Genomic DNA, 23668 nt, shown 5'->3' on the forward strand with positions numbered 1-23668 from the left:
TTATTGGTTCCTGTTCACCTTTGATGTAAATTTACTGAGAATACCTCACCCGCAATTGGCGCTTTTGATGAGAGCCTCAATATTATTATACTTTTCTTAAGTAAAGGAGGGTGTAGGGGCGTATAACAATTCAAAATTTAAAATTCAAAATTTAAAATTCACGCATTCACCCATTCAAAATTATTGTTTTGACTTTGATTCTAAAGGCTATAAAGGCTTGATTAAATCAAAACCAGCTGGAATATACAGCTGGTTCTTTGCTTTTTGTCATTTATGGCGTACAACCAGCACTGTCTTAGCTTTGTGGAAATCCTACCTCAGACCGAGCCATGCTAACACTCCTTGGTTGGTGACGTATTCAATCACCACCATGATTACGAAGCCAATCATTGCAGCTCGACCATTCAAACGCTCAGCATACTCATTAAAACCGAACTTTGGTTCCTCCAGCTTGGGAGTAACGCTTGGCTGTGGTTGTGTCTGTGTCTGTGTCATCATTAAAAACCTCTTTTTGGCAAATGAACTTTATAACTGAATAACAAGAGCGACAACACAGCTTAAGCTATCAAGCAGGCTTGCCACTCTTTACATTTGTTTACGATTCTTCTTAATTTATTGTAGAAGTAGTTTGGCAATCGTCAAGGACAAAAGTTTGAAGTACATTAGTTGGTATAAGAGGAAGTTCAGTAGTCCTGAGTTCCAAGTGGTGAATGCTGAGTCGGAAAGAAAGTTCTGAGTTCTGAGCGCCCAGCTGTGAGTAATTTTTCTTACTTGCCCAAATTTGACTCACCATTCAGCACTCAACGCTCTCGCATTGTCTTTGCACTCAGGATATTCCGCTTATAACGACTTGTTAAATTCGTAGTCTCTGATTCAAAAGACTAGGGATGAGACTGACAAACTATAAGCTACACAAAAATTCATAAGAGGCAGTAAATGGAAATTGGTATTCCCAAAGAAACTAAGGATCAGGAGTTTCGGGTTGGGTTAAGTCCTTCTAGTGTACGAGTCTTACAGGAAAATGGTCATACGGTTTTCGTAGAGACTCAAGCAGGTCTTGGTGCGGGATTTACAGATGATGACTACACAAGCGCTGGTGCTAAGATAGTCACCACAAAAGAAGCTGCTTGGAACCGCGAACTGGTTGTCAAAGTCAAAGAGCCACTTGCAGCGGAATATAAGTTTTTGCAGAAGGAGCAAATTTTGTTTACCTATCTGCATCTAGCCGCAGATAGAAAGTTAACCGAACATCTGATTGATTGCGGTGTGACGGCGATCGCCTACGAAACTGTAGAACAACCAGGTAGCAACAAATTACCTCTGCTCACTCCCATGAGCATTATTGCCGGTCGTTTGTCGGTACAATTTGGGGCAAGGTTCCTAGAGCGCCAGCAAGGTGGTAGAGGGGTTTTGTTGGGCGGTGTTCCCGGAGTTAAACCAGGCAAAGTCGTGATTCTCGGTGGCGGTGTCGTGGGTACAGAAGCCGCTAAAATTGCTGTGGGCATGGGCGCTGCTGTCCAAATTCTAGACGTGAACGTCGAGCGTTTAGCTTATCTGGAAACTTTATTTGGCTCTAGAGTAGAACTACTTTACAGTAACTCTGCCCATATTGAAGCCGCAGTCAAAGATGCTGACTTGCTTATCGGTGCTGTTTTAGTACCGGGACGCAGGGCACCCATCTTGGTGTCACGCAATTTGGTCAAACAAATGCGTCCAGGTTCTGTGATTGTCGATGTTGCGGTTGACCAAGGCGGTTGTGTGGAAACTTTACACGCCACATCCCACACTAATCCAGTATACATTGAAGAGGGTGTGGTACATTATGGGGTTCCTAATATGCCAGGGGCAGTTCCTTGGACTTCTACTCAGGCACTAAACAACAGCACTCTACCCTATGTATTGCAGTTAGCGAATTTGGGGATAAAGGCACTGGCGACTAATCAAGCATTAGCCAAAGGTGTGAACGTGCAAGATCATCGCTTAGTTCATCCTGCGGTGCAGGAAGTTTTTCCTGACTTGGTGGCGTAGTCAGTTATCAGTTTGTCAGTTACCAGTTACCAGTTACCAGTTACCAGTTATTCACTGTTAAATGTTCATAGTTCACTGTTAACTGTTCACTGTTGTACAGTTGCGTTGTGCCAGTTTTACGATTGCATCAATCAAGTTAGCTGGTTCGACTGGCTTGGTGACGTACATCTCAAAGCCTAACTCCAATGCTCGCGTACAATCTTGTTCTCTGGCATACGCACTCAAGGCGATCGCTGGTATTTGCCCTCCTACCTCGGGTTCCAGGTTTCTCACTTCACGAATTAAGGTGTAGCCGTCCTCCTCTGGCATTCCAATATCACTCAGCAGGATATCAGGCGGCGATTTTTCAATAGCGCGAAGTGCTTTTCGTACTGACGCGACAGCTGTCACTGTCGCCCCAAATTGTTGCAGCACGGTGGTGAGGAGGTTTCGTGTATCGGTATCGTCATCAACGAGCAGCACTTGCAAACCTCTGAGGAGGGACTCGGAGGGGGATAAGGAAGATGAGGAGGATGAGGGGGATGGGGTAATACCTTGTGCGTGAGTTTCCCAATTCCATCTTCCCACATCCCTATCTTTACCGACTTCCCCTAATTCCTTGCCCCCCCTCTCCCCCTCGTCATCTGGACTCTCTGTATTTACAAGCGGCAGCTTCACGGTAAAAGTTGCTCCCTGTCCTATTCCCGGGCTTTGGGCATAAACGCTTCCCCCATGCATTTCCACTAGATAACGTACAATCGCCAGTCCAAGTCCCAGCCCACCTTGGTTTCTGGTGATGCTGCCATCAGCTTGACGAAAACGGTCAAAAACATGAGGAAGAAAATCTGGGCTGATGCCACTACCTGTATCGCTCACCTGAAGCAGTACTGAGGAACTTTTCGCCTGCAAAGGTTGCTGTTCAGATAAGTAGTCTTGCTGAGTGCTGAGTTGTTCAAAGCTAGACTCAGGACTACTGATAGACAATCGCACCTCTACCTTTCCGCCTTTGGGTGTGAACTTGAGCGCATTATTCAGTAAATTCCAAACAATTTGCTGCAAACGGTTTGGATCGGCAAAAACGACAAAGCCAGAGGTTGAGGAAGACGCCGAGATATTAAGCGTGTCCTGTTGTGTGTGTCCTGTTGTTTGGTTATTCCCCGTATTGCTGGATTCAATGAGAAAGTCAAGTTCAATATTTTTTGTCTGGGCTTCTAAGCGGACGCTATCTAGAACTGTTGGAATCAGAGATGTTAAGTTAACGGGACTTAGATTCAAATGCAGCTTGCCACGTATAATCCGCGAGACATCTAAAATATCGTCAATGAGTTGTGCCTGCAAATTAGCGTTGCGTTCCATTGTTTCCAAGGCGCGTTCAACGGCTTTTTCATCCAATTTTCGCTGGCGCAGCAGTCTCGCCCAACCCAGTATTGAAGTTAAGGGTGTGCGAAGTTCGTGGGAAAGGGTTGCTAAAAACTCATCCTTGAGGCGGTTTGCTGTTTCAGCTTCTTGTCGTGCTGTTTGTTCGCGGATGAACTTGATGTGTTCTTCTTGTGCTTGTTTGCGCTCTGTGATATCTTCTATTGTGCCTACATAACCGATGACTTCGCCTTTATCTGAAAGCATCGGAGACGAAGACATATGAACCCAACGCTCAATTCCTGTAGGCGTGAGTATGCGAAACTCTCCTTTGTATTCCTGACCTTCAGCGGATACAGCATACCAATCGGCAATAACTCGTCCTCTGTCTTCTGGATGAATTGCTCGCGTCCAACCGTCGCCTAAACTCTCCTCAAGCGTCATCTCATAGATTGCTTGATAGCGAGGATTAATATACGTGCATTTGCCTAATGTATCTGTGAGGAAAATGCCTACAGGCGAGCAAGCACTTAAAGAGCGAAACATCTCTTCACGCTTCCTCAGTTCCTTATTCATTGCTGCCAGTTGTGCCGCTTGTCGCTTCACCTCGAGGGTTTTCTGGAACAGATCAACAAATGCCGCTACCTTGGATTTCAAAATTTCTGAATCAATGGGCTTGAAGAGGTAGTCCACAGCACCAATGGAATAACCTTTAAACACCATGTTGTCGCTGGTGCTAAATGCTGTGAGAAAAATAATTGGCGTATGGCGCGATCGCTCTCGCTGTCGAATCAGGGTTGCTGTCTCGAACCCGTCCATATCAGGCATCTGCACATCCAGCAGAATCACAGCAAAATCCTGATTAAGCAAACATCGCAGTGCTTCTGCACCCGATGTCGCCCTGACCAAATTTTGCCCCAGGCTCTCTAAAATTGCCTCTAGGGCTAACAAATTTTCTGGATGGTCATCTACCAGCAGAACGTTAACTTTCGGTTCAAATGACATTTTTATCTGTATGCTTTAGGAAATATATTAAGGCGTTTTCACGTCTTCCTATTGACTGTGACGCTTGCGGTTATTCTATTCCCACTATCTTAAGTTATAAATTTGGTCTACTGTTGATGGTTAGAGTTCAAAGCTTTTTTCTATGAAGAATTCACAAAGAACTCGATCAAAAATTACAAATTTTCACTAAGAAAGGGGCGATCTCTGCCAAAGGTAGAATATTCTGGGCGACACCACGGGCGATCGCCGCTTTAGGCATTGTCGGACAAACTGCTGTTGAAGGTTCCTCTACCACAGTTCTGCCGCCGCGTGCCCTGATTTTTGCCATTCCTCCTGTACCATCATGGTTGGCTCCTGTCAAGAGTACTCCTATCACTTTTTCGGCATAAGTATCTGCTGCGGTTTCAAATAGCACATCTATTGACGGTCGCGCATAAGTCACAGGAGCATCAGTAGATAAAGAAAAGTAAGGATAAGGAACCGAGTCACTTCCCGCTTCTATCATCAAATGATAATCTGCTGGAGCCAAATATATGCAACCAGGCACAATTTCTTCTTTATCTTGCGGCTCTATGACAACCAAAGGACTATACTGCTGCAACATCATTCTCAATTTATCATCAGAAGATTTGTGACGGTGTTGGACAATTGCCACAGGTACTGGGAAGTTTTTGGGCAATCCGGCGAGTAAGACTTCAAGGGCTTGTAACCCTCCTAACGATGCACCGACAACAACCAGTTGAAAGGTCATTAGGAATGAAAAATTATAAGTAATTATAAATGATGAAATTTTATCATAATTTTTTTAGCATTCATCATTTTACCGAATTCGGCGGTAAAGCTTTTCTCCACCTTCTAACTCCTCATAGTCTTGCTCATGCGGGGTGAACTTCAGCGTTTCTTGGCGTCCCAAACCTAATATTCCAAACTTCACATGGCTTTCATAAAAAAGCTTATGAACTCTATCTTGTAAAGATTGATTAAAGTAAATTAAAACATTGCGACACAAAATAATATGAAATTCATTAAATGAATTATCTGTCGCTAAATTATGTTGTGAAAATATCATATTTTCTTTCAGATATGAAGAAAAAATAGCATTATTGTATGCCGCTGTATAATACTCCGAAAAAGATTTTTTGCCACCTGCTTGTAAATAATTTTGAGTATAACCTTGCATCAAATCTAGTGGATAAATTCCAGTTTTAGCTTTTCGTAATACCATGTCATTGATATCAGTCGCATACAATCGGCAACGGTGATAAAGCCCCTCTTCGTGTAATAAAATTGCCATAGAATAAACTTCCTCACCTGTCGAACATCCAGCGTGCCAAATGCGAATAAAAGGATAAGTTCGTAAGAACGGCACTACTTTTTTTCTAAATGCCAAAAAAAAGCTGGGATCACGAAACATGGTAGTAACGTTAACCGAGAGAGCGTACAAAAATCTCTCCATATATTCAGGGTGATGGAGAACTTTTTCTTGCAGTCCAGAAATACTGGTTAAACCTTCGGCTTGAATTATGTTCCAAATTCGCCGTTTGAGTGAAGCCAAAGCATAATTTCTAAAATCAAACCCATAATAACGATATATCCCTTCTAATAGCAATTTAATTTCAATGTCTTCGAGTTGCTCTCTAAGCATATAGATATCTATTTCATCATCGCAGTTGCCCAACAACCTCAACTTCTCCAGTTGCCCATCCCCTGTAACAAAGTGTAGGTTTGCTGTCAAACGCAATTCCTGAAAATTTATGTTCCAAATAACTCCCAGTATACATTGACATTTAACACTTCTAGGATATACTTGCGCCATATTGTGAGGTGTGCAACTATGGCAAATCAAAAGCTTGGGAGATTACTACCATTCAGTTTTATCAGTTTCTGTTTTTGCCTAGGGATTGGTATAGGATTATTCCTCCGCTTTGGGCAATTTCAACGAAGCAACGCCGCTACGACATCTACAGATACAGTGCCAGTTCCGTTCTCCATACCAGAAAACGCATCTCCAGACACCATCACTGTTCAAGCCGTTGGAGATGTTATTCCTGGGACAAATTACCCTAACTACAGACTTCCAAGCGATCGCAATCAGCTTATACCAAAGTCGGTAAGAGCATATCTGCAAAGAGCCGATATTTTGTTTGGTAACTTTGAGAGTAGTTTAACAAAATACCCCTACAGCGCCAAAGATATCACTCAAGGACAAGTTTTCGCTTTTCGCTCCCCACCAAGCTACGCCCAGCTTTTTGCTGATGTTGGGTTTAAAGTTATGAATATTGCGAACAACCATGCACAGGACTTTGGTATGGTAGGGTTCCAAGACACAGTAAAGAATCTCAAGGCGGTTGGCATCGAAACATTAGGTCACAAAAATCAAATTCTCTTGTTACAAGTGAATAATGTTCCGGTTGCGATGATTGGGTTTGCCCCTTACGAATTTTATAATTCTATTCACGATTTAGAAACAGCCAAAGCATTGGTACAACAAGCCAAAACACAGGCAAGTATTGTGATTGTATCGATGCATGCAGGAGCCGAGGGAACGAGCGCACTGCGTGTTCAAGATAAAACTGAGTTTTTCTATGGCGAAAACCGAGGCAATTCTATCCAGTTTGCGCGAAACATGATTGATGCAGGCGCAGATTTAGTCATCGGACATGGTCCTCATGTTCCTAGAGCTCTGGAAATCTATAATGGAAAATTGATTGCTTATTCTTTGGGAAACTTTCTCGGATACCGAACTTTATCGACAGCCGCCCAAACTGGCTACTCAATGATTTTAGAGGCGAAACTAAATTCCAAGGGAGATTTGGTGTCAAGTAAAATTATCCCTGTTCACCTGAATCGTCAAGGAATTCCCCACATTGATCAGCGTTTCCGGACAGTGGGACTTTTGCGTTATTTGATTAGTCGAGATTTTCCCAACGATCAGGTGAAGATTAACAAAAAAGGTGAAATTGTATTGGCGGATGTAGTGGCAAAGAGCAAATAGAAAGGTAACGAATGCAATGACGGATGTAACGGATGAGTGACTATCTACTCGTTACATCTGTTAGGCTAACCCTTGTGAGTCTGTGTTTGACACTCCTGCTTTGTAAAAGGCGATCGCATTCACCCAATCGCTTATTCTGAATCTAGAACCATTGAAAATCCTCAAAACTCATGAAATTTACCCGCATCACTGTTAACCCAAATCAAATGGGTGGTGTTCCTTGTATCAAAGGGTTACGGATTCCTGTAGCTACTGTGGTGGGAATGTTTGCCGAGGGGATGCGAGAGGATGAAATTTTGCAAGCCTTCCCAGATTTGGAATTGGAAGGTATTAGAGAGGCTTTACACTACGCCGCACTCGCTGTTGCTGAACGTGAATTGCCGTTGTTAATTAATCCATGAAATTTCTGGTAGACAATGCCTTATCGTCTCTAGTTGCACAAGGGCTTCGACAAGCGGGTTATGATGCAGTCCATGTCCGTGACTACGGAATGCAAGCAGCCTCAGACACAGAGGTATTCGCAACAGCTGCAGCCGAAGAACGAATTATCATTGTTATTGGGTACAAATACATCCGCAATAAGGAAATCCCCATTAAAATTAGGGGATTTCCTTATTGTCTATTACCTTTTAACCAAAGTTGACACGAAATAATGAGAGTTTTAGTCAATGAGTTGTGGAGTAGGAACTTGTGTGTCAATCTCTGCTTGAGATAATGCTGGGAGTAACCAGTCGCTTTCACCAGCCTTGAAGACTTTAGCAGGTTCAACATTCAATTCGATCACACCAGTTGCCGGATCAACTCTGGCAACCGATTGTGTACCGTCAACAAACTTAACGGCTATTGCTTCAGTTAACTCTTGTGCTGGAGTATTAGGACTGAGAACTACCGAAGTACCTGCGGGTAAATAAATCCCATCACAATCCCAATCATCATCCGTGATTTTTCCTGCTGCTAAGTAATAGAGTTGGGTGGGAGATTTTTTCGGTTTATTAGCATAAACTGCCAACGTCTTTCCAGTTTCATTACGGCATTGCGCCCGCTTCTTAGCAGTTTCTATAATATTCTTCTGAAACTGCAATTGTGCTAGTCGCTGCTGAAATTCCTCAGGTGTATAGCCAGCTTGCTCTGGTCTATCCTTCGCGGCTAGGAGTTGATTGAGTGCCTGAGTTACCTCAATATAATCAGCCCCTTTGGTGAAATCTTTTCCTGCCCAAGAAGGTTGAGCAATCATCAAATTAACGATAAATACAAGAGCGACAAGAACAATTTTTAAAATCTGCATATTTTTCTCACTTTGTTTGAGCCTAATGTCTAGATTGACAAAAAACTTCATGCTTAAGTTAGAACTTATTTACTACTTTACTCAGAGATAATAACTTGGAAAAATTTTTATATTCTTCCTTAAATTACAGATTTTCCACTTTTAGTTTTGGACTTTGAGTTGATTTGATAATGCCCATTAAAACTAAGCAGATAACTGTCAATACGAATGGAGTAAGTGAGGCACTATCTAAGATAATAAATACACCTAAACCTATCAAGATAAAAGGAACAAAATTATTGCCATAGTGAGTTAAGAGATTGGCGATCGCACTTTGGCAAGTCAGCTTGTATGCTATGTAGCACCAAACCCCAACCAATAACATAAATACGCCAATAATTACCAGCAACTCAGAAAGTACAGTGTTAGCAAACAATGGCATATATATGCCTACATTATCACTACCATTGGCTATGGTAATAGCTGTCACACTATAAGTTTGGGGAGACAGAAAAATAGCAAATATGGAAGCATGAATAGACTCGGTTTCTAACTCCTTTGGAGATGAAGAATCGCTGTTTAAACTCAGTAAACCATTTAGCCCAATAGTGATAGGAACCAAACCCAGAAGTCCAATCCAATGGGCTGGTAATACTAAACCTCCCAAAAAACCAACTAGGCTGACAATGACTAAAGTACAGAATCCCAAGTACTGGCCAATCACGATATGCTGAGGACGGAAAGTGGCATTCACCTGAGAGAATAATAATGTCAGGATAACTAAATCATCTAGATTGGTGGCGATAAAAGCTGTGATTCCAGTAGTAATTGCACTAATAAATTCATTCATTTATTTATAAGAGCTCCAGGCAATTTGCTGTAAATTATGATCCGGTTAAAAGCCGTGAAAACTCTGAAAGGGAACAAGTAACTCTTAGAACTAAATATTGCTTGGATATACACATTCACGATGATTCAGTTCTCAGATTTAACCATCTAGCCAAAGTTAGAGATAACTAAGCTAAAAGGATGGGAAAAATTGTGCGTATTGGTAAAAGTTCAATGTGAAGTTTTCGGTAGAAAAAGACGATAGGATTCGCTGTCCATCAAAATTCTGTAGCCCAGCCACATTAGTACGAAGGGAAATATCTTGCCAGCATAGCGACTGAGGACGAAAGCAATACCAGGTAGGCGAGTTAGGTTATAGGACATCAACAGCCAGCAGAAAAGAATGAAATAGCAAACTGGTATGATTACGGACAAATTTTGGATTGAGCTAGTGGCAAACAGGGGTATATAGATCCCCAGATTGTTACCACCGTTGGCAAGTGTGACCGCAGAGACGCGATAGGTATGGGGATCGCGGATTACGTCCCAGAGCGATCGCTTTCTTGAATCAAATCCTCGAAATCTAGAGTTTCTTTTCAGATTAGCTGACTTATCTTCGGCTGAGTCATCCTTATTAAGGTTGAGCAAATTGTTTAAGCCAATCAGTATCGGCAGAATCCCCAGTAAACCAATCCAAGTTGACGGAATTACTAGACCAAGTAAGAAACCAAGCAAACTTACTATCACTAATGCCGTGAACCCTAGAATCTCACCAACCACAATATGCTTAGGACGAAAAGTACGATTAACCTCACTGAAGAAGGCGGTCAGATAAATATTGTCGTCAAATGTTGTTGCCACAGCAGTAGCTAGCCCGATCTTAATTGTTGCAATCAACCAATCCATCACCATTCCTCACTCAACACCTGTCTGATGACCGAAACTAGGGATCGCTCAACCTTAGCAATCCCGACAATATCAAGAAATATTAATATGAGAACGCCAGTTTCGCGCATCGGGTGTGACTCGACTTCTTATTTATTCAACTTAGTTAGTTCTAATACAAGGATTACGCAGTAAAACTACTTATAGTGGAGATGGTGCATTATGCTGCGCTTTTCTTAAATGCCGCAGGCTATACACACCCTACATATAGAGGATTTGCGTAAGTCCTAATAAGATTATGTAAATAGCCCCAAAAAGTCTAACATTCTGGCTGCATTCTTGTATATAACGCGCCATTGATTCCAAGGATCAATTATTTTTATGGAATGACTTCGACGATCTAAGTAGGTCGGCGTAAATAATTATCAAGCGGTGCTTTGACTTTATCTCTTATCTCCAATTCATCCGGCAATGTCCATCACCTATGTTTATCAAAGGAGTCATCATGATTAGCCGTTTGATTGACCTTCTGCCTAGACGCACAGGTCAAAACATCTTACGGTCGCTCAGATCAGCCACTCGTATATCAGCTACATATAGGTTTGCAGTTCGATTTTGCATCGGACTTGTCTCGATTTTGGTCTTGACTCTAGTTTTTGACGGTCATGCTGTTGCTGCTTCTGAATCTGCCAATACACCCTCTTCTCTACTAAATCAGTTCAAAATACCCAACAATTCGACAATTCGGTTACTAGAAACCGTGGGACTATTTGTGGGAGGCATAATTTTTTGTATAGCTTTGGATCGTTGGTTTTCTAAACCTTCTACTGGATCTAGCAACACGCCCTTAGCTGAACAGGCGCGGCGGCTCAAACAACTCAAAATCGGGTATCCAGAGGGGATGACAAATCTGGAAGTTCTTCGGACTCAAGGGTTGCTCGAAAGGCGTTTGCAGCCGTTCGGACTGAGTGTCACTTGGTCAAGTTTTTTATCAGCTTCTTCTTTGATCGAGGCACTCAGCAATGGGACGATTGATTTCTGCGGTGGCGGTGGTACGGCCAGCATCTTCTCTCAAGCCGCAGATCATGTGTTTGTGCGGGTAGCTAAAGAAAAATATACTGCTCCCAAAGGTCAAGCGATTCTGGTACCGGAAGATTCACCGATTCAGACCTTGGCAGACCTGAAGGGTAAGAAGATAGCTTTTGATAAAGGTTCAAGCTCCCATTATGTGCTTGTGCGATCGCTGGCAAAAGTAGGCCTCGATTTTAGCGACATTGAGCCAGTTTATCTGACACAGCCGGAGGCGCTGCCCGCATTCCGCCGGGGTGAGGTCGATGCTTGGGTGATTTGGGTTCCCTACACAGCAACTTTTGCCCGAAGCGCTTACCCAGGGCGCTCGATTGCAGACCTAGAGAGCATATTTGCTGACAAAGCCTCTTTAGAAGTTCCGACCTATTACTACGCGATTCCAGAGCTGGTACGGGACTATCCCGACCTGCTCAAGGTGATTTTAGAAGAGGTAAACGAGGCTGGAGCTTTGGCTAAGAGACAGGAATTAGAAGCGGCTCAACGATTAGCCCAGAACCATCAAATTGATCCATCCATCGTAGAAACTTTACAGCAACATAGTGCGGAACGTGCCATCATCCCGATTGACGACCAATCGCTGACTGCTCTACAGCACCAGGCAAATATGTTTAGAGATTTAAATCTGATTCCTGAGCGGATAAATGTGAAAGATGGAACCTATAGCTTGCAGACCAAGCAAAACTGGACTTATTAATTCGACACTGACACTCCATCGCGCTACAAGAGCGAAGATTCTTCGTTAACTGACTGGAGTAAAATTTAGTTCCGTCGAACTCACGTTGTTTTAATGACAGAACAGGAGAGATATACATTCTGGCTATTGAAAACATTCAAATTCAGATAGCGCGCGACGGAAACTGGAGGTTTGTCAATGAAACCTGATTTTGAAAAAATGTCTTGGGCAGAACTGAGAGCATATGTGCTTGCACATCGAGATGATTTGGATGCACTTGAGGCTTTATTTAATCGCCGTAGTCCTGACTCTGAAGCGACTTGGTACAACTTTTTCTACACCGAAGAAGGACAGCGACAAATGGAGGAGGTTTTCCGACGCAAGATTAATGGAGAAGTTTGAAACCTAGGCTTAGCGCCATCGCCAACTATGTCTACTGTTGTCCACGCAGAAAGTTTCTTAACCACCTAATCGCCTCACTTGTCGTCTGCTCACTTGCAATTTGCAGACATTGCCGCACAATTTCTGAAACGTTAGGAAAGTAGCTACTTTCTCCAAGTACGTAGCTCTCGCCGTGCAATCTATAAACGAGTAACTGGTTATTCTTTAGCAGCCAAACCTCTGGCACTCGATAGGGTAAATAATCATTGATATCTGTATAACTAGTAACATCTATTTCAATGACCAAATCAGGCGGAGGATCGTTCTGCCAGTCGATGCGATCCTTGCCTTGAACTTTTTGCCAATTCTCAATGTAAAAGCAATAGTCAGGTTCAATGCCGCTGACTTCGCTCAAGCTCATAGTGATGGGTGTAAATGAGTCGTATACTCGGTTTAAGTGGTCAAGCAGAGTTATCACTACCAATGCAAGTAAACTTGCCTTTTTCCCATGCTCAGGTAAAGGAGCCATCAACAAAATCTCATGATGTCGATATTTGATGCGAGGAACAGTGCGATCGCCCAACTGTAAGAGCAGCCTTTGGTAGTCTTGCCAGTTTCCCAAGAGTTTCAAGACAGCGCCAGGAGGCAACTCGATTCTTTCTGGTGTAATTACAGTATTCATCTAGACCTGATCGCCTCTAGTATTTTATGCTTTAACGCCTAAAGTTTCTCGATTCAACACTTGATTTAACTTACCGCTGCGATAACCTTCTAAATCTAATGTGACGTAGAGAAAACCAAACTCTTGAAAAGCGGAAACAACAGATGGCAAATCAATCTTCAGCACAAACTCTTTGATTTGTTCTGGTGGTAATTCAATTCGTGCTGTCTCTCCTTCGGAACGCACGCGCAAATTCTGATAACCCAACTTTCGCAAGTATATTTCTGCCCTACCGACTCGTTGCAGCTTGGCTACGGTAATCTCTTCGCCGTAAGGAAAGCGTGAACTTAGGCAAGGTTGTGCAGGTTTATCCCACCAAGGTAAACCGAGTTCTTTGGAAATTTGGCGGACTTCAGCTTTGGTGATACCGACTTCTGCTAAGGGCGATCGCGCACCTCTTTCTTTTGCCGCCTGAATTCCTGGGCGATAATCATGTAAGTCATCAGCATTCACTCCATCCACCACGTATGGATAACCCAATTTGATAGCCAAGGGTTTGAGAGTGTCGTGGAGTTCACTTTTACAAAAATAACAGCGGTTCACAGGGTTGGAGGTGTAATTGGGATTTTCCATCTCGTGGGTTTTTATGATTTGATGAGAAATCCCAATAGTTGCTGCTTGAATGGAGGCGTCTTCCAACTCTTCTGGTAATAGTGAGGGAGAAACAGCCGTCACAGCCAAAGCGCGATCGCCCAACACATCATAAGCAATTTTGGCTACCAATGTGCTATCAACGCCACCTGAGTAGGCGATCATTGCCTGCTCCATTTCTACAAATAACGCTTTTAGTTGCTCAAGTTTTTCTGTTAGCATCATTTCCAATCTTGCCGAAACGGCATAGCACCCCATGAATTCCATTTTAGGGAGGCAATCAAGGAATTAGGGAATTTCTATGCTGTAATGACTGAAAACTAAGTAAAGATTATGAATGCACAATTTGCTCAATTAATAGTTAACGGTATTGCTGTGGGGAGCATTATTGCTTTAGCAGCAGTTGGACTCACGCTTATCAATGGAATTTTACGGTTATCTAACTTTGCTCACGGTGACTTTGTGACATTGGGGGCTTATCTGACGCTGCTGGTTAATACCTTTGGTGTCAATATTTGGCTGTCTATGGTAGTGGCTGCGATTGGCACAGTAGCAGCGATGCTGTTGTCTGAAAAGTTACTCTGGTCGCGAATGCGCTCTATCCGTGCGACTTCCACCACTTTTATTATTATCTCTATCGGGCTTGCCTTATTCCTTCGCAATGGCATTATCCTGATCTGGGGCGGTAGTAACAAAACTTACAATTTACCTGTCACCCCTGCTATGGATATTCTGGGCGTGAAAGTCCCACAAAATCAATTGTTGGTTCTGTTCCTGGCAGTGTTAGCAATTGTGATACTGCACTACCTTTTGCAAAATACCAAAATTGGCAAGGCAATGCGAGCAGTTGCTGACGATTTGGATTTAGCTCGGGTTTCTGGTATCAATGTAGACAGAGTTGTCCTTTGGACTTGGGTGATTGCCGGTACTCTGACATCTTTAGGCGGCAGTATGTATGGCTTGCTGACAGCCGTCCGACCAAATATGGGTTGGTTCTTAATTTTACCTTTATTTGCCTCAATCATTTTGGGAGGAATTGGCAACCCCTACGGTGCGATCGTAGCGGCTTTTATCATCGGAATTGCCCAGGAAGCCAGCACTCTTTTCCTAGGTTCTCAGTACAAACAAGGGGTGGCGCTGTTACTTATGATTTTGGTGCTGCTTGTTCGTCCCAAAGGTTTGTTCAGAAGCACAATTTAAGCAGCACCAGAACACAGAGATTCGGGATTCGGGAGTGGGAATTGTTAGTTGTGAAAAAGTACCGCTAACCAGTCCCCAATCCCCAATGCCATGAAAATGACAATTATGGATTAATCAGATGGAAGTAAATCGCTGCCACCAGGATGTTCCCTGCTAGTAGAAGAAGGCTGATTGCGGTGCGAAAGGTATAAGGAGGCTTAGCCCCGGTTTTGGCAACATCTGTGCCTACTTTTTTGTTAGCAGCTGCGAACTTGGCTTCAGTAGTCATTCTGTTCTCTCCTATTTTAAAGACTTATTAACAAATACCAAAGAGCCGTCATATATAGCCAGATTCTTTAAGAATATTTTTGAGGATTTTGCACCACAACTAATACTGTTGGCGAACAAACGTAACGGACCTCTGCCCTACCCCTCTCCACCTCTCCCTAACCCTCCCCTTTTAGGGGAGGGAAGAGGAGCAGCTTTTATTACTGAGAGGGGATAATTTGTTCCCCCTTAGTCCTCAACTCCTGCGTGATAGGAACTGCGAACGAGAGGACCAGAACGGACATGGCTAAATCCCATTTCCCGTGCTATTGTGCCTAATTCATCGAATTCTTCTGGTGTCCAATATTTTTGGACGGGCAAATGTTCCAAGGAAGGGCGCATATACTGACCAATTGTGATGCGATCGCACTCCACCTTGCGCAGATCCGCCATTGTCTCTATGACTTCCTCCAGTGTTTCCCCATGTCCCAGCATCAGACCTGACTTCGTGGGAATGGAAGAATCGATTTCTTTGACAACTTGCAGGACAAAGAGCGAGCGAGCGTACTTCGCTCCCCGGCGCACTGGTCCTTGTAACCGCCGTACTGTCTCAATATTGTGATTGTAACAAGCTGGTTTCGCCTGCACAACTTCATATATACGCTCGCGTTGACCTTGCTCTCCAGCACCCGCACCACCCCAAAAATCTGGTGTCAACACCTCAATTTGAGTTTCTGGGCTAAACTTGCGGATCGTTTCCATTGTCTTGACAAAATGACCTGCACCTTTATCTGGCAAGTCATCTCGTGCCACAGAAGTCAGCACAACATAACGTAATCCTAAAAGCTGCACGGCTTGTGCCACCTTTTGCGGTTCCTCAAGGTCAAGAGGCATGGGCGCATGACCTTTATCTACTTGACAAAAAGCGCAAGACCTGGTGCAAGTAGCGCCCATAAGTAAGAAAGTTGCTGTTTTTTGGGAGTAGCACTCCCCCCGGTTGGGACAGCGTCCTTCTTCGCAAATTGTATGAATTTGGCGCTGTTTGATAATACGTTGTACTGTAGAAAGTTCGCTGGCTTTGCCAATTGGGCGACGCAACCACCTTGGCATTGCCGTAATTTCAGACTTAAGTTGTTCCTGTTGTGAAGAAGTCATTTATCTTTCAATCTTGCCTTAAATATCACCATGACACAAATTCAGCCGCTGAAGTTCGACAGAACACATCAAATACTGTCATTTCTCCTAGAAATTACTCTCCCCCGATTCAAAGAAACATTGAGTATAGTGGGAGAATTCTTGGCATTACATGGCAAAATTACCAACTCAACCTAAAGTTTTTATTAGAGCAAACAGTCGTGGCAAGTCACAAAATTTTAGTTATCGATGACACTACAGTTGTCAGGGTAAAAGTACGAGAAATGTTGCCACCCGGCAACTTCGAGGTATTGGAAGCAAAAGATGGTCTAGAAGGATTGAATTTAATCCGTCAGGAAAAACTTAGCCTGATCATGCTGGATTTCCTACTGCCTAAAATGAGTGGTTGGGAAGTTTTTCAAGAGATTCAATCCCAACCGGCTCTCAGGAAAATCCCCCTGGTCATTATCTCTGGTCGTAAAGAAGAGGTGACGGAGAAAATACCAGAACCCTTTGAATATTTTGAATTTCTCGGAAAGCCTTTTGACCAAAAGCAACTCATTGACGCAATTAAGTCAGCAATGACAAAGGCTAAACAGCCGCGCCAAGAACCAAATCAACTCTTAGCAGCAGCTGCAAATAGTGCTGCTTCAGCCACCTCTGATGCTGGAGGAGCATCAACTGCTGAGATTCAGGTATTAAATGAGAAAATTGCCAAAATGCAGGCAGAAATAGATAGTTTGAAGAAACAGTTAGCTCAGGTGATCACCTTTATTAAACAGAAAATCACATAAGTAGATAAGTAGAAAAAAACAGAACTACGTTAAGAAATGTAAAAACGCTTGAAGCTCTTGCCAATCAATAATGACTAATGACAGTTTGAACGAGTTAACTTTATTTATCAGACCTACTTAGTAGAAGCTGAACGATGTATATGTATGGTTAAACCACTTAGCCTGCCCGAATTTATTCTCAAGCGGAGCAAAGACCTTCCAAGGCTGTCTGCTTGTGGAGTCACGCAGGCTTTTTTGTTGTTTAGGCTATTGACTGAAAATTGTGTAAAGACGGTTGGAAATAAGGTTTGTAGACAAAACTTACTATCGCCTGCAAGCTCCATGCAGTGTTATAATCAAGTCTTCTGTTAATGTTCGTGGTGTTTAACGATATTTTTGTTTATCCAAAACTTTTTTTGGCAATTTTTTTTATTTTTCTATTTAAAAATATCCGTCATTACCTAGGTTTCTAGTTTCGAGACTGCATATAGTAGCTTAGGGTAAGTGAATTCCAATATATTATATTTTTAGTATATCTTCATAGGTATACATAATAAATCGAAGTCATGGAAGTCTCTGTAATGTTAAGTATTTTTATTTAGATATCAGAAATTCTGTACTTTAGTAAAAGCTCAGAATATACTGATTAGCCTCTAGACAGCATTTCCTACTTAGGACAGATGCCAATTTAGGCATTACTACAAACATAATTTGAAGGGGTGAGAAAAATAATACTCAGGAAATATATTAATTGAATAAAAAATATGAAATGAACCTCCAATATTAATCTCGGCTTACTGAAGCTTTCCCCGAAAGAGCCGTAAACTACTCTGTTCTCACTTGAAAACGACCATTAACCTAGCGAAACCGAAATGTTTTGCCCTTTTTTGTTCCTCAATCGGTTGTACGAAATTTTGTGGTTTGTGTAGCGAGTTATTATCCAGAAAAGATTCATAATTTAATCAGCCAAAATATAAAGCCATAAATGAAAAACAATGAATTTCATAGAAAAATATAATTTCAGTCGGGAATGATACTCCTGGTAATCTAGAAATAATCTTAAAGTCATTGACGAACACAGACTTTGAAGTTGCTACTGCTATAAATGGTGAAGCAGCTATGTTTTGAGAAATACTATTGATGCTGTCAACAAAGCAAATTATCAGTGGTTCTGATACATTTCAATAAAAAAACTAAAATTATCTGGCTTAATCACAAATTATTTCTAGATAAGAAATTGGATTGAAATAATGTTTGACTTACAAAAAATGACTTTGAGAGATATGTCAGAATGCGGTTTAGCTATTCGCTCCCTAAGCGATAAAGCTAACAGCATGGAAGATGTAAGTCGGATAATTATTGAGTATTTATATAATCATATAATTGATACAAAAAATAGTGAAAGAACCTGTGTGCTTGTCCGTTTTTTTAAAACTCATTCTTATGGAGAACTACCACTTGATTTACAAGAAGATGCTCGTTTCATATTAGGTAATATTACAGTTCCTGATGGTCTTAAATGCTTAACTTTATTGGCAACTGCTGGGGAAGTAGCAGAATGGAACTCGCGGCACAAATCTGTAGAACATAAGGCAATTCCCCTAAAGAGCGAAGAGGCGATCGCTCGTATCCCAATGATTTCCCAACTCATCCAGCAACTAGGGTTAAATCCTGGTACTGTCGTGCAACCAGACCCTAATTTAATCACTGATTTAGAACAGCGGATGTATAACGTTTTTTACGTCCCTGATGCTTTGGGTAGTCCTTACATTCCCTCACAAAGGAGCTTTGTGGTTCCGTTTAAGGTTAAGTCTGTGGTAGGGTTTGGGGGATTATTGCCTTCAGGGAATATGTTTGCCGTTCTCATGTTTTTGAAGGTTGCAATTCCTCGGACAACTGTTGATTTATTGCGTCCACTTGCATTAAACGTTAAAATGGCAATTCTCCCCTTTGATAGTGGTAGGATTTTCAGCACTCATAGCCAATACGTTACGAATGAGAACACAAAGACAACTCCTCAAGATGAAACTATTGGGCGTCTCAACTCGCAAATTGCCACATTAACTCAATTGTTGGATGTTTCCGAGCAATCTACAAAAACCCAATCTGACCGCCTTGAAAAAGCTATTACGCATCTTCAGAAAACTTTAGATAAGCTGCAAAAAACTCAAATTCAACTCATTCATACTGACAAAATGTCCAGTTTGGGACAGTTAGTTGCTGGTATTGCTCATGAAATTAACAACCCGATCAACTTTATTCATGGCAATGTCTACCATGCGTTAGGCTATACGCAAGATTTGCTGAAATTAGTGCGGCTCTATCAACAATATTATCCAAATCCTCCACAAGAAATTCAAGAAGTCATCGATTCAATTGAACTCGACTTTTTGACCCAGGACTTGAATAAAATCTTTAATTCTATGACAATAGGAACAGAGCGAATTAAGGAAATTGTTCAGTCACTGCGAACCTTCTCTCGTGTTGAGCATGCAGTAGAAAAAAAGGTTGATATTCACACAGCTATAGACAGTACCTTAATGATTTTGGAACACCGATTGCAAGCAACGGACAAGTATCCAAAAATCAAAGTTATCAAAGAATACGGTCAACTTCCTTTACTTGATTGCTATTTTGGTCAACTTAACCAAGTGTTTATGAATATCATTGCCAATGCCATTGATGCGCTGCAAGAAGGAATAGGGAATAAGAATGACCAATCTGCAATCCCTACGATTCACATTCGCACTCAAGTGCTCAATGACAAATGGGTAATTATTAGTATTGCTGATAATGGTCCTGGAATAAATGGGGAAGTATGCTCAAAATTATTTGACCCCTTTTTTACCACCAAACCTGTGGGTAAAGGCACTGGAATAGGGCTATCAATAAGTCATCAAATTGTAGTAGAAAAACATGGGGGAGAACTTAGCTGTCACTCCATTCCAGGACAAGGCGCAGAATTTATCATTAAAATTCCTTTAAGAAGAACGCAGAACACAGAACACAGTTGGGTATCCTCATAAAAAAGTACCAAAAAATAAATTATCCATTATGTAGGGGGGCTGACGGCGCACGACAGTTGAGGTTTTACATACACGACTAAAGCATTAATCCCTAATCCCTAATCCCCAATCCCTTTTATTATTCTGACTACTGAGTCCCTAGTCTATGGTCTTTTTTGGTCAATGCTAATAGTGAATAATTGGGCTGGTAGTTGCGCTTGTGCGCAGCTACCAACACAAAACTAACTTACTCGTTGTTCATTGCACTCACTTGAGTGGTCACAACCGTTGTCGGTTGCAAAATTGCCGTATGAGCGATGGAATTGTTCGCCAGTGTAAATAACGGATTTGACAAAATCCCAGCGATGGAAGTGGCGATTAATGTCGCTACCAATCCCACCTGCAAAGGTCTATACCCAGGCAAATTCCAACGCACTTCAGGATAATTCTTCACCACGTCCGACATTTCATGAGGTTCTTTAACCACCATCATCCTAACCACACGAATGTAGTAGTAGATCGAGACGACCGTGGTCACTAACCCCAGCAAGACTAACCCGTATTCTCCAGCCTGCCAACCAGCCCAGAACAAGTAAATCTTACCGAAGAATCCAGCAAGTGGCGGAATACCACCTAAGGACAGCAGGGAAATGCTCAAGCCCAAAGTCAAAAGCGGGTCTTTCTGGTACAAACCAGAGTATTCCACAATTTGGTCAGTTCCTGTTCGCAGGGAGAACAGAATCACGCAGGTAAAGCCGCACAGATTCATGAACAGGTAGACTAGCAGGTAGAAGACCATGCTGGCATATCCTGCTTGTGTCCCAGCAACTAAGCCAATCATGACGAACCCGGCTTGACCGATGGAAGAGTAAGCCAGCATCCGTTTCATGCTGGTTTGGGCAAGGGCGACTACGTTACCCAACACCATACTTAGGACAGCGAGGGCGGTGAAGACAAACTTCCATTCGTTAGCAACCAAGGGGAAGGCTGTTGTCAGCAAGCGAATGGCTAAGGCAAATCCAGCTGCTTTGGAACCGACTGATAAAAAGGCAATCACGGGAGTGGGTGCGCCTTCATAAACGTCTGGTGTCCATTGGTGGAATGGTGCAGCGGAGATTTTGAAGCCAATACCTGCAACCACAAAAACCAGAGCAATTACCAACCCTAGAGATTGACCAAAACCAGATATGGCAATTCCATTGGCGATCGCACTCAGTTCAGTCTGTCCACCCGATAAACCGTACAGCAGCGAAACTCCATACAAAAATACTGCTGTACTCGAAGCGCCAATCAACAGGTATTTCAGCGCCGCTTCGTTAGAGCGGGGGTCACGCTTGGTGTAACCTGTGAGCAAATAAGAGGAAATACTTAGGGTTTCTAGAGAGATGAAAATCATCACCAACTCTCCAGCCCCTGATAGAAACATTCCTCCCAAGGTCGCAGTTAGCAAAATCGCTATGAATTCGGCTAAAGCGGTACCACTTTGTTCGACGTAGCGAATCGACATCAAAATGGTGACAACGGCAGATAAGGCAACAATACCGCGAAAGACGATACTCAGGTCATCACCATTAAAGGCACCGCCAAAGGAGATGGGGTTTGTATTCTCCCATTCAAAGAACAGGGCGACGATAGAAGCGAATAAACCTGCAATTGCTAGATATCCAATCCAGCGCGAGGATGTCCGCCCTAAAATCAAATCAACAATCAAAACCCCCAAGAGGGTGACAATCACAATTCCCTCAGGGAGAATCGTTCCAGCATTCAACTGGGATGCAAGATTAGCAAAATCCATGAGCTGTATAGGTTCTGGCTATCACACATTCAGGTCTAACTGTGTTCATTCTATTGTCTTTTACCCGCTGCGATTTAAAAGCCAAAATAAAACTAACTAAAACTAACTAAAAGTTGTTCTCATACAATTAAGCAGATCGGTCTACTACCGATCTGCTTGCATACAATACTCCAGAAACAGTTCTTTGATGAACTGCTATTTCTGTAGCATATTAAGTTTCGTGCCTGCAAATGCTTTTTGTGCTTTTTGGCAATAGCTCTGAAGCTTGATTAATCAATAACTTCAAGCCTTAATAGCGTCTACTAGAATATCCACTGGTGTTACTTCTGCCGCCCCAGCTACCGCTGCTAGAGCGAGTACTTTTTTCCTCCCGTGGTCTTGCTTTATTGACTTTCATAACACGACCCATCCACTCAGCACCGTCTAGAGCATTAATGGCAGCATTTTCTGCGGCTTCTGATTCCATTTCTACGAAACCAAAGCCACGCGCGCGTCCTGTTTCCCGGTCTGTGGGTAGTTGAACTCGCGTTACAGTACCATACTCAGAAAATACTTTGGTGAGGTCGTCCTGTGTGACGCTGTAGGACAGGTTACCTACGTAAATTGACATGAAACTCTCCAGAATCCTATATACAAGAGACATCTATCCGGAGAGCCGCTTGCAGTTATTGATAATAACAAGGTCAGAATCGCCGAATTTTCTTCTCCATATTTATCCTAACACAACTTTTCTTAAAGAAAGGTTAAATCTGTCCTTAGGACTTGATTTTTATAAAATGTATCACTAATTACTATATTTTCTCAGCCATATATCACTTCCTTAAATATTTCTTAGGGTAGATGACTTTTATAAATCATTTCAATATTGTTTTTTAGGTTGAGCTTACTCTCATATAGCAAAGATAAGGGAATGAGTATTAACTTATTTTAAATTTGAAAATAAAATAAACAAAATAAGGTTGCTAGATAAAATTTTCACCCCAGCAATTCCCCAATTCACTGAATTCATTGCCTTGAGCGCGTGATTTGATATTAGGTGGAATAGGTAAGGCGTGAATATATCCCGCGAACAATGCAAGTGATTTTTAATGAGGAAATAAACTCAACACCGACATGAGGCTCTATTTTTTATAGAGTGCATGACTACCAGAAATCTAAAATGAAGTGTAAGCCTCTTGCAGATAGCAGTGCATAGCGGCGCAATAGTTAGGTAATTTCTACTGTTAACAAAAAAATGCGACTAACGCAGCCTAGAAACAGTCTCTTATTTTTGGAATCTATTTGTATTTTGTATTTTTCTCCCTCTTGGCGTATTTTTTGAACAACTTAACAAAAGAAACGGCTTTCCTCCCCATCCCTCCTAGGAGGGGTGGGGAGGAAAGCCGCCAGCCATTTCTTGGGGCATGGGGGCATCGAGCATGGGTATTGCTCGCGTTTGAGTCTGCAACATAGCGCCAACCTTGCGGCTCGTATTCGCGCTCTCATTCGTACTATCCACCTACCCTAAAGAATAGAAATGCAGTTATGCTCTTGGTGAGCAAGCTTTGTTTATGGTCAACAACCCAGGTCTAAAGACACGCTTGCTTAAGCGCCTAAAGTCTAAAGACGATAGTTGACCCGACGCGCGTACCGAAGTGTACTACGTTATCAGCAAGTGTTAAAGTTCCTACCTACGGATGCGCAGCCAGTCTGTAGCTCTAGAAATCAGAGATTAAACAAG

22 protein-coding genes and 1 pseudogene are annotated in these 23668 nt (G+C 42.4%); 10 read left to right on the forward strand and 13 right to left on the reverse strand.

The window, feature by feature from the left end:
• Positions 1-312: 312 nt before the first annotated feature.
• Positions 313-495, reverse strand: a complete 183-nt coding sequence (locus tag AACT52_RS01145; protein ID WP_073629271.1) for a chlorophyll a/b-binding protein — start codon at positions 493-495, stop codon at positions 313-315.
• A 441-nt stretch (positions 496-936) separates the two neighbouring features.
• Between AACT52_RS01145 and ald the strand changes: the two genes are divergently transcribed.
• A complete protein-coding gene (gene ald, locus AACT52_RS01150; protein WP_073628994.1) occupies positions 937-2028 on the forward strand; it encodes an alanine dehydrogenase in 1092 nt (363 codons plus the stop codon).
• A 78-nt stretch (positions 2029-2106) separates the two neighbouring features.
• Here the strand turns inward: ald and AACT52_RS01155 are convergent, their stop codons facing one another.
• From AACT52_RS01155 to AACT52_RS01165, 3 genes are all read right to left on the reverse strand, one after another.
• Positions 2107-4368, reverse strand: a complete 2262-nt coding sequence (locus AACT52_RS01155; RefSeq protein WP_073628996.1) for a hybrid sensor histidine kinase/response regulator — start codon at positions 4366-4368, stop codon at positions 2107-2109.
• Positions 4369-4534: 166 nt separating this feature from the next.
• Positions 4535-5119, reverse strand: a complete 585-nt coding sequence (locus AACT52_RS01160) for a chemotaxis protein CheB (protein WP_073628998.1) — start codon at positions 5117-5119, stop codon at positions 4535-4537.
• 69 nt (positions 5120-5188) lie between these two features.
• Positions 5189-6013 (reverse strand): CheR family methyltransferase, encoded by an 825-nt coding sequence (locus AACT52_RS01165; RefSeq protein WP_073629272.1) that lies wholly within the window; start codon positions 6011-6013, stop codon positions 5189-5191.
• 189 nt (positions 6014-6202) lie between these two features.
• On the opposite strand from AACT52_RS01165, the gene AACT52_RS01170 reads away from it, so the two are divergent.
• The 3 genes from AACT52_RS01170 to AACT52_RS01180 all read left to right on the forward strand — a co-directional run bounded on the left by AACT52_RS01170 (position 6203) and on the right by AACT52_RS01180 (position 8006).
• Positions 6203-7363: a CapA family protein gene (locus tag AACT52_RS01170; protein WP_073629000.1), complete on the forward strand. Its 1161-nt coding sequence runs from the start codon at positions 6203-6205 to the stop codon at positions 7361-7363.
• 170 nt (positions 7364-7533) lie between these two features.
• On the forward strand, positions 7534-7764 hold the full coding sequence (locus AACT52_RS01175; protein WP_073629002.1) for a DUF433 domain-containing protein: 231 nt from the start codon (positions 7534-7536) through the stop codon (positions 7762-7764).
• The gene (locus AACT52_RS01180) at positions 7761-8006 is read left to right on the forward strand and encodes a DUF5615 family PIN-like protein (protein ID WP_083630127.1); all 246 of its coding nucleotides are present in this window, start codon (positions 7761-7763) and stop codon (positions 8004-8006) included. The genes AACT52_RS01175 and AACT52_RS01180 overlap by 4 nt, the downstream gene beginning before the upstream one ends.
• A gap of 18 nt (positions 8007-8024) precedes the next feature.
• Here the strand turns inward: AACT52_RS01180 and AACT52_RS01185 are convergent, their stop codons facing one another.
• The 3 genes from AACT52_RS01185 to AACT52_RS01195 all read right to left on the reverse strand — a co-directional run bounded on the left by AACT52_RS01185 (position 8025) and on the right by AACT52_RS01195 (position 10361).
• A complete protein-coding gene (locus AACT52_RS01185) occupies positions 8025-8648 on the reverse strand; it encodes a hypothetical protein (protein WP_073629273.1) in 624 nt (207 codons plus the stop codon).
• Between the two features lie 124 nt (positions 8649-8772).
• Positions 8773-9477, reverse strand: coding sequence for a cadmium resistance transporter (locus tag AACT52_RS01190; protein WP_073629004.1), 705 nt, complete (start codon positions 9475-9477; stop codon positions 8773-8775).
• Between the two features lie 209 nt (positions 9478-9686).
• Positions 9687-10361 carry a cadmium resistance transporter gene (locus AACT52_RS01195; RefSeq protein ID WP_073629006.1) on the reverse strand — a complete coding sequence of 225 codons (675 nt, stop codon included), beginning with the start codon at positions 10359-10361 and terminating at the stop codon, positions 9687-9689.
• A gap of 484 nt (positions 10362-10845) precedes the next feature.
• Here AACT52_RS01195 and AACT52_RS01200 point away from each other — a divergent pair, with 484 nt between their 5' ends.
• The 3 genes and pseudogenes from AACT52_RS01200 (at position 10846) to AACT52_RS01205 (ending at position 12504) form a co-directional block, all read left to right on the forward strand.
• Entirely contained in the window at positions 10846-12123 is a 1278-nt protein-coding gene (locus AACT52_RS01200; RefSeq protein WP_073629008.1) for an aliphatic sulfonate ABC transporter substrate-binding protein, read from the forward strand.
• A 98-nt stretch (positions 12124-12221) separates the two neighbouring features.
• A pseudogene (locus AACT52_RS41135) lies at positions 12222-12311 on the forward strand (DUF6888 family protein); the annotation flags it as partial.
• Positions 12301-12504 (forward strand): DUF6887 family protein, encoded by a 204-nt coding sequence (locus AACT52_RS01205; RefSeq protein WP_073629010.1) that lies wholly within the window; start codon positions 12301-12303, stop codon positions 12502-12504. The pseudogene AACT52_RS41135 and the gene AACT52_RS01205, both read left to right, overlap by 11 nt.
• Before the next feature lie 31 nt (positions 12505-12535).
• Here the strand turns inward: AACT52_RS01205 and AACT52_RS01210 are convergent, their stop codons facing one another.
• Positions 12536-13165, reverse strand: a complete 630-nt coding sequence (locus AACT52_RS01210; RefSeq protein WP_073629012.1) for a Uma2 family endonuclease — start codon at positions 13163-13165, stop codon at positions 12536-12538.
• A gap of 24 nt (positions 13166-13189) precedes the next feature.
• Positions 13190-14020 carry an ATP-dependent sacrificial sulfur transferase LarE gene (gene larE / locus AACT52_RS01215; protein ID WP_073629014.1) on the reverse strand — a complete coding sequence of 277 codons (831 nt, stop codon included), beginning with the start codon at positions 14018-14020 and terminating at the stop codon, positions 13190-13192.
• A gap of 108 nt (positions 14021-14128) precedes the next feature.
• On the opposite strand from larE, the gene AACT52_RS01220 reads away from it, so the two are divergent.
• A complete protein-coding gene (locus AACT52_RS01220) occupies positions 14129-14995 on the forward strand; it encodes a branched-chain amino acid ABC transporter permease (protein WP_073629016.1) in 867 nt (288 codons plus the stop codon).
• Between the two features lie 103 nt (positions 14996-15098).
• Here the strand turns inward: AACT52_RS01220 and AACT52_RS01225 are convergent, their stop codons facing one another.
• Positions 15099-15263, reverse strand: a complete 165-nt coding sequence (locus AACT52_RS01225) for a photosystem I protein PsaX (protein ID WP_073629018.1) — start codon at positions 15261-15263, stop codon at positions 15099-15101.
• 227 nt (positions 15264-15490) lie between these two features.
• Complete coding sequence (lipA, locus tag AACT52_RS01230; protein ID WP_073629020.1) at positions 15491-16396, reverse strand: lipoyl synthase; 906 nt, start codon at positions 16394-16396, stop codon at positions 15491-15493.
• Between the two features lie 200 nt (positions 16397-16596).
• On the opposite strand from lipA, the gene AACT52_RS01235 reads away from it, so the two are divergent.
• A complete protein-coding gene (locus AACT52_RS01235; protein WP_073629022.1) occupies positions 16597-17169 on the forward strand; it encodes a response regulator in 573 nt (190 codons plus the stop codon).
• A gap of 1229 nt (positions 17170-18398) precedes the next feature.
• Positions 18399-20174 carry a sensor histidine kinase gene (locus AACT52_RS01240; protein WP_073629024.1) on the forward strand — a complete coding sequence of 592 codons (1776 nt, stop codon included), beginning with the start codon at positions 18399-18401 and terminating at the stop codon, positions 20172-20174.
• Between the two features lie 226 nt (positions 20175-20400).
• Here the strand turns inward: AACT52_RS01240 and AACT52_RS01245 are convergent, their stop codons facing one another.
• Both AACT52_RS01245 and AACT52_RS01250 read right to left on the reverse strand, forming a co-directional pair.
• Positions 20401-21948, reverse strand: coding sequence for an NAD(P)H-quinone oxidoreductase subunit N (locus AACT52_RS01245; protein ID WP_073629026.1), 1548 nt, complete (start codon positions 21946-21948; stop codon positions 20401-20403).
• Positions 21949-22237: 289 nt separating this feature from the next.
• Positions 22238-22558: an RNA recognition motif domain-containing protein gene (locus AACT52_RS01250; protein ID WP_073629028.1), complete on the reverse strand. Its 321-nt coding sequence runs from the start codon at positions 22556-22558 to the stop codon at positions 22238-22240.
• Between the last annotated feature and the right edge of the window lie 1110 nt (positions 22559-23668).

Source organism: Scytonema sp. HK-05 (genome assembly GCF_963872035.1).
Classification (GTDB): Bacteria; Cyanobacteriota; Cyanobacteriia; order Cyanobacteriales; family Nostocaceae; genus Kalymmatonema.